8 protein-coding genes are annotated in these 6,447 nt (G+C 74.7%); 3 read left to right on the plus strand and 5 right to left on the minus strand.

Annotated elements, in window-relative coordinates; genetic code table 11:
- The first annotated feature begins 17 nt into the window (after positions 1-17).
- Both GV155_RS15915 and GV155_RS15920 read left to right on the plus strand, forming a co-directional pair.
- Complete coding sequence (locus GV155_RS15915; protein WP_236554363.1) at positions 18-692, plus strand: nucleoside/nucleotide kinase family protein; 675 nt, start codon at positions 18-20, stop codon at positions 690-692.
- A gap of 85 nt (positions 693-777) precedes the next feature.
- Positions 778-1,377 carry an NfeD family protein gene (locus tag GV155_RS15920; protein ID WP_160009538.1) on the plus strand — a complete coding sequence of 200 codons (600 nt, stop codon included), beginning with the start codon at positions 778-780 and terminating at the stop codon, positions 1,375-1,377.
- Here GV155_RS15920 and GV155_RS15925 read toward each other — a convergent pair.
- Entirely contained in the window at positions 1,374-1,781 is a 408-nt protein-coding gene (locus GV155_RS15925; RefSeq protein ID WP_236554364.1) for a VOC family protein, read from the minus strand. The genes GV155_RS15920 and GV155_RS15925 overlap by 4 nt on opposite strands.
- On the minus strand, positions 1,778-2,578 hold the full coding sequence (locus tag GV155_RS15930) for a methyltransferase domain-containing protein (RefSeq protein ID WP_160009540.1): 801 nt from the start codon (positions 2,576-2,578) through the stop codon (positions 1,778-1,780). Before GV155_RS15930 ends, GV155_RS15925 begins: the two co-directional genes overlap by 4 nt.
- 66 nt (positions 2,579-2,644) lie before the next feature.
- On the opposite strand from GV155_RS15930, the gene GV155_RS15935 reads away from it, so the two are divergent.
- Positions 2,645-3,133, plus strand: coding sequence for a MarR family winged helix-turn-helix transcriptional regulator (locus GV155_RS15935; protein ID WP_160009542.1), 489 nt, complete (start codon positions 2,645-2,647; stop codon positions 3,131-3,133).
- Positions 3,134-3,196: 63 nt separating this feature from the next.
- Here GV155_RS15935 and GV155_RS15940 read toward each other — a convergent pair whose 3' ends face one another.
- The 3 genes from GV155_RS15940 to GV155_RS15950 form a co-directional block, all read right to left on the minus strand.
- The gene (locus tag GV155_RS15940; protein ID WP_160009544.1) at positions 3,197-3,676 is read right to left on the minus strand and encodes a hypothetical protein; all 480 of its coding nucleotides are present in this window, start codon (positions 3,674-3,676) and stop codon (positions 3,197-3,199) included.
- Positions 3,673-5,460 carry an ABC-F family ATP-binding cassette domain-containing protein gene (locus GV155_RS15945; protein ID WP_201300201.1) on the minus strand — a complete coding sequence of 596 codons (1,788 nt, stop codon included), beginning with the start codon at positions 5,458-5,460 and terminating at the stop codon, positions 3,673-3,675. Before GV155_RS15945 ends, GV155_RS15940 begins: the two co-directional genes overlap by 4 nt.
- 13 nt (positions 5,461-5,473) lie before the next feature.
- On the minus strand, positions 5,474-6,447 hold a 974-nt coding region (locus GV155_RS15950), incomplete at its 5' end, for a 4-(cytidine 5'-diphospho)-2-C-methyl-D-erythritol kinase (RefSeq protein WP_328820810.1).

The following is a 6,447-nucleotide window of genomic DNA, read 5'->3' on the forward strand; positions in this document are numbered from 1 at the left end:
TCGGGCACGATGACCCCGTGACCGCGCCCCCCGTCGTACGCCTCTCCCCCGACGGCCGCGAGCTTGACAGCCTGCTCGGTCCGCAGGTGCGCCTGCTCGGCGTCAGCGGGTCGCCCGGCGCCGGCAAGTCGACCCTCGCCGCGGCGCTCGCGCTGCGGCTCGGCGGGCGGGTGGTGCCGATGGACGGATTCCACTACGCCGACGTCGAGCTGCGCCGACGCGGCCTGCTGGCCCGCAAGGGGGCGCCGGAGACCTTCGACGCCGAGGGGTACGCCGCCCTGCTCGCCCGGGTGCGCGAGCGCCGGGCCGGCGAGGCGCCGGTCGTGGCGCCGGCGTTCGAGCGCGACCTGGAGCAGCCGCTGGCCGGGGCGGTCGCGGTGCCGGACGAGGCGCATGAGGAGACCGGGCTGGTCGTCACGGAGGGCAACTACCTGCTGCTCGACGAGCCCCGCTGGGCGGCCGTCCGCACCCCGCTCGACGCGGTCTGGCACGTCGTCGTGGACGAGCCGCTGCGGCGGGGCAGGCTGCTGGCACGGCACGAGGCGTACGGGAAGTCGGCGGCCGACGCGGCCGCCTGGGTGGCCTCCGTCGACGACCCGAACGCCGTCCTGGTCGAGGGCGTACGCCACCGCGCCGACCTGGTCCTCGACCTGACCGCGTGGAGTCCCGCCGGCGGGAGCGGTCTCCCGTGAACCGCCCCAGCCGGGACGAAAGACCCGTTAGGGTCGCGGGGACCTGGACAGTCCGGGTGCCGTACCGCTCCGGAGGGACCGCGCCGTGACCGTCCTCCTCGTGCTCGGCGGCCTCGGCCTGGCGCTGATCCTCGTCTCGCTGGTCCTCGGGGACGTGCTCGACGGCGCCCTCGACGCGCTCGCCGGTGACGTGTTCTCGACCGCCGTGATCGGCGCGTTCGTGTCCGCCTTCGGCTTCGGCGGCGCCATCGCCGACGGCGTCGGCCTGCCGCTGCCGCTCAGCCTGGGCGCCGGTGCCGTCGCCGGCGTGCTGTTCGGCTGGATGGCGGTGTGGCTGACCCGGCTGGTCAAGGACGGCGGCAGCGACGGCACGCCGAGCGCCGACGACCTGGTCGGCCGCGACGGCACGGTGACCAGCGCGATCCCCGCCGACGGCTTCGGCTCGGTACGCGTCCTGCTCGGGGGCCACGTCGTGCGGGTCAACGCCCGCGCCGAGGCCCCGCTCGAGGCCGGCACCGAGGTGCACGTGACCTCGATCCTGTCCCCCACCGCCGTCACGGTGGCCCCCACCTGGGGCGACCTCACATGGGGCCTCCGAGGGGCGTGCCCGCACCCGAGGGGGACGGGTGCTCACCGGTCAACGAGGCACACCCCCGGGGGTTCCGCACCGTCCGCCGCGGTCTAGGCCGGGTCGGCGGCCAGCAGCTCGACCCGGTTGCCGTGCGCGTCGCGGGCGTGCAGCCGCTGGTAGCCCGGGAACGTCTCCCGCTCCCGGTCGTCGACGTCGAACCCCAGCCCACGCAAGCGCTCCCCCGCAGCCGTGAGCGCGACCTCGTCGTCGAGCAGCAGCGCCGGGTGCGCCCGCCGCGGCGGGGCGCAGGGATCCTCGACGCCCACGTGCACCTCGCCCGTGACGCGCCCGTCGGCGGCGGGGCCGTCGTACGCCCGGAACCAGACACCGCCGCGGCCGGCCAGCGGCGCCGGCTTGGCGACCTCGGTCATCCCCAGGCCGTCGACCCAGAAGCGTCGGGCGTCGTCCTCGCCGCCGGTCGGGCAGCCGACCTGGACGTGGTGCAGCAGCAGGCTCACAGCTCGGTCCCGACGTGGGCGACGGCGAAGACGCGGCGGAACGGCATCAGCACGACGGGGTCCCCGTCGGGCCCGGGCACGGGCGGGTACGCCTCCGCGAGCCGGCGGCCCAGCTCGGCACTGAACCGCTCCCGCAGGTCGGGCGGCAGCGCCTCGAGGGTGGGCCGGGCGCCGGTCGCGCTGACCCAGGTCAGGACCGGGTCCGGTCCGCGCAGCAGGTGGACGTACGTCGTCTCCCAGGCGTCGACCTCGCAGCCGAGCGCTGTCAGCGCGGTCAGGTAGGTGGTGGCGTCGTGGGCCGCGGGACGGGCGACGCCGGCGGTGAACATCGCGTACGCCGCCTCGGCCGCGAGCTCGTCGCGCAGCACGTGGCTGGGCTGGTCGAAGTTCCCGGGCACCTGCATCGCGAACCAGCCGCCCGGGCGCACCTGCGCCACGAGCCGCCCGAGGAGGTCGAGGTGGTCCGGCACCCACTGCAGCGCGGCGTTGGTGACGACCACGTCGACCGGCCCGGCGGGCGACCACTCCCGGACGTCGCCGACCTCGTACTCGACCGGCCCGTCCGGCTGGTCGGCGCGGGCCCGCTCGACCATCGCCTCGCTGGAGTCGAGGCCGACCACGTGGGCATCGGGCCATCGCTCGGCGAGCAGCGCGGTGAGGTTCCCGGGCCCGCAGCCCAGGTCGACGACGTCGCGCGGCTGTTCGTGCCCGACCCGCGAGACCAGCTCGACGAAGGGCCGGCCGCGCTCGTCGGCGTAGGTCAGGTAGCGGTCGGGGTCCCAGGTGTGGAGAGGCACAGACCCACCCTGCGACCGATTTGTCTTGATGTCAAGATTCTCGATGCATGGCGTACGCTCGGCCGGGTGAGGGACGAGGTCGACGAGCTGGTGGAGGCGTGGGCGCGCGAGCGCGGCGACCTCGACCTGAGCCCGGTCGCCGTCTTCAGCCGGATCAGCCGCCTGTCCCGCCACCTCGACCTGGCCCGCCGCCGCGCCTTCAGCGCCCGCGGCATCGAGCCGTGGGAGTTCGACGTGCTCGCCGCGCTGCGCCGTGCGGGCGAGCCGTACGAGCTCTCCCCCGGGCGGCTGCTGCGCGAGACGCTGGTGACCAGCGGGACGATGACCAACCGCGTCGACCGGCTGACGGCACGCGGCTACGTCGAGCGGCTGCCCGATCCCGCCGACCGCCGCGGCGTGCTGGTGCGGCTGACCGCGGAGGGACGGACGGCCGTCGACGGCGCGTTCACCGCCCTGCTCGAGGCCGAGCGGGCGCTGCTGGCCGACCTCGGTGACGCCGACCGCGACGACCTGGCCGCGATGCTCCGCCGGCTGCTGGCCCCCTTCGACGCCTGAACGGGGATAGTCCCTGACGAGATCGTCGCGATCCGGCCGGTCCCACGACGATCTCGTCAGGGACTATCGACCGCCGCGCTCCAGCCACTCACGGTGCTCCTTCGAGGCCGGTGACGGGCCCGGGCTCTCACGCACCTGCCGGTCCAGGACGAAGCTGTGCAGCAGCATCAGCGCCGCGACCACCGTCCCCACACGCCCCGACCCCATCGCCCCGTAGATCCCGATGAAGAAGGTCGCGAGCCGGTAGTAGGCACGGTCGACCTGGAACAGCGGCCGCCGGCGCCGGTAGTCGTGCAGGAGGCGCATCAGCACCACGACCACGACTCCGGAGAACACCCACCCGACCAGGACGTCGTACCGGGTCTCCTGCACGCCCGTCGTGGAGGTCAGCAGGACACCCCCGCCCACCACGACCACCAGGAAGGTCAGGCTCAGGCCGACGAAGACCACCAGGACAGGCACGACGACCCACCGGGGCGCGTCACCGATCCGGCCCCGGCGGCCGTCGAGCGGGTCGGCGACGGGCTTCTTCGGGTGGCTCATCCGAGGGCTTCGGCAGCCTCGAGCCACTCCTCCTCGACGGCGTCCTTCTCGGCCGCGAGCTGCTGCTGGCGACGGCTGATGTCGCCGAGGCCGGTGTAGTCGTCGGGGTTGGCCTCGGCGAAGGCGGCCAGCTCGGCCGACAGCGTGGTCTCCTGCACGGTGAGCTTCTCCAGCCGCCGCTCGAGGCGCTCCAGGTTCTTGCGGACCACCCGCTCCTCCGCGCCCCCGAGGGCCCGGACGGGGGCACCGGCCGAGGCCAGGGCCGACGCGGCGGCGGACTCACGGCGTACGTCGGCCGCCCTCCGCTCGAGGTACTCCTCGACGCCGCGCGGCAGCATCGCGATCGTGCCGTCGCCCATCAGGGCGTGCACGTTGTCGGTGACCCGCTCGAGGAAGTACCGGTCGTGCGAGACGACCACCAGGGTGCCCGGCCAGCTGTCGAGGAAGTCCTCGACCACGTTCAGGGTCTCGATGTCGAGGTCGTTGGTGGGCTCGTCGAGCAGCAGCACGTTCGGCTCGCTGAGCAGCAGCCGCAGCAGCTGGAAGCGGCGCCGCTCGCCACCGGACAGGTCGCCGATGCGGGCGGTGAGCTTGTCGCCGGTGAAGCCGAACCGCTCGAGCATCGACGAGGCGGTGATCTCGCCGTCCGCCGTCCTGGTCACGCGGGCGGTGGCCTCGATCGTGTCGAGCACCCGGTCGGCGGCCGGGAGGTCGTCGACGTGCTGGGTGAGGTGCTGCAGGGAGACGGTGCGGCCGTGACGGACCGTGCCCTGCTGGGGCGGCAGCGAGCCGGCGATCAGGTGCAGCACCGAGGTCTTGCCGGCGCCGTTCACGCCGACCACCCCGATCCGCTCCCCCGGGCCGATCCGCCAGGTGGCGCCGCGCAGCAGCTGCTTCTCGCCGCGGGCGAGGTCGACGTCCTCGACGTCGATCACGTCCTTGCCGAGGCGCTGGGTGGCGAAGCGCTGCAGGGCCAGGGTGTCGCGCGGCGGCGGCTCGTCCTCGATCAGCACGGTGGCCGCGTCGATGCGGAACTTCGGCTTGGAGGTGCGGGCCGGGGCGCCGCGGCGCAGCCACGCCAGCTCCTTGCGGACCAGGTTCTGGCGGCGCTGCTCGGCCGAGGCGGCCTGGCGCGAGCGCTCGGCCTTGGCCAGCACGAACGCGGCGTACCCGCCCTCGTAGACGTCGATGACGCCGTCGTGGACCTCCCAGGTCCACTGGCAGACCTCGTCGAGGAACCAGCGGTCGTGGGTGACCACGACGAGGGCGGAGCTGCGACGGGCCAGGTGCGCGGCCAGCCAGGCCACGGCCTCGACGTCGAGGTGGTTGGTGGGCTCGTCCAGGACCAGCAGGTCGTGCTCGTCGAGCAGCAGCGCGGCCAGCGCGCAGCGGCGGCGCTCGCCGCCGGACAGGCCCTGGACCACGCGGTCCAGCGACACCCCGGCCAGCAGCACCTCGACGACCTCGCGGGTGCGGGAGTCGGCGGCCCACTCGTGGTCGGCGCGGCCGCCGAGGACGACCTCGCGGACGGTGGCGCCCTCGTCGAGCTCGTCACCCTGGTGCAGGTAGCCCGTGTGCAGGCCGCGGCGGCGCGAGACCCGGCCCTCGTCGGGCTCCTCGCGGGCCGTCATCACCTCGAGCAAGGTGGTCTTGCCGTCGCCGTTGCGCCCGACGATGCCGATCCGCTCGCCGGCCAGCACCCCGAGGGAGACGTCGGCCAGCAGCGGCCGCACGCCGTAGGACTTCGAGACGCGTTCCAGGTTGAGCAGGTTGTCAGAGGCCATCAGGGGCATTCCATCAGGCGTACTCGAGCAGGTGGGTGCCGGCCACCGGGCCGTTGGCGACCAGGACGACGGGGTGGTCCGCGGCCAGGGTCGCCGCGACGTCGCGCGCGTGGTCGCCGGAGGTGCAGAGGAAGACGCAGGTCGGCCCGGATCCGGACAGGATGCCGCGCACCGCGCCGGCGGCCTCGCCGGCCGCGATCACGTCGCCGAGCTCGGGGCGCAGGTCGCAGGCGGCCTCCTGCAGGTCGTTGTGCAGCGCCGCCCCGAGCCGTACGGCGTCCCGCGCGGCGAGCGCGGCCAGCAGCTCGGTCGGGTACGCCGGCTCGGCCGGCGCGTCGGGGTGGAGCCGGTCGAAGTGGGCGTAGACGTCGGGCGTGGACAGGCCCTCCTCGCTCGGCACGACCACCCACCACCAGGGCCCCTCGTCGGGGACCGGGTCGACGACCTCGCCGCGGCCGGTGCCCAGCGCGGTGCCGCCGAAGAGCGCGAACGGGACGTCGCTGCCGAGCTCACCGGCGAGCGCGACCATGTCGTCGTCGCTGGTGTGCAGGCCCCAGAGCCGGTCCAGGGCCACCAGGGCGGCGGCGGCGTCGGCGGAGCCGCCGGCCATCCCCCCGGCGACCGGGATCTCCTTGGTGATGTGGACGTGCGCCGACCGGCCGCGGACACGCTCGGGGGCGCGCTCGGCGAACAGCGCGGCCGCGCGGGCCACGATGTTGTCGTCGCCCCCGGGCACCTGGTCGGTGTCGACGTGGCCGGCCGCGGTCAGGGTCAGCTTCCACTCCTGGGCCGGCGTCACCACCAGGTCGTCGTAGAGCCCGACGGCGTGGAAGACGGTGGCCAGAGGGTGGTACCCGTCGGCGCGCCGGGCCCCCACGCCGAGGTGGAGGTTGATCTTGGCGGGAGAACGCACGGTGATCGCGCCCTCGACGTGGTCGGGGACGTGGCGCGTCACGGGGCGGGTCACGGGGCGGCTCCAGCGGGCAG

It is taken from the genome of Nocardioides sp. AX2bis (assembly GCF_902506435.1).
Taxonomy (GTDB): Bacteria; Actinomycetota; Actinomycetes; order Propionibacteriales; family Nocardioidaceae; genus Nocardioides.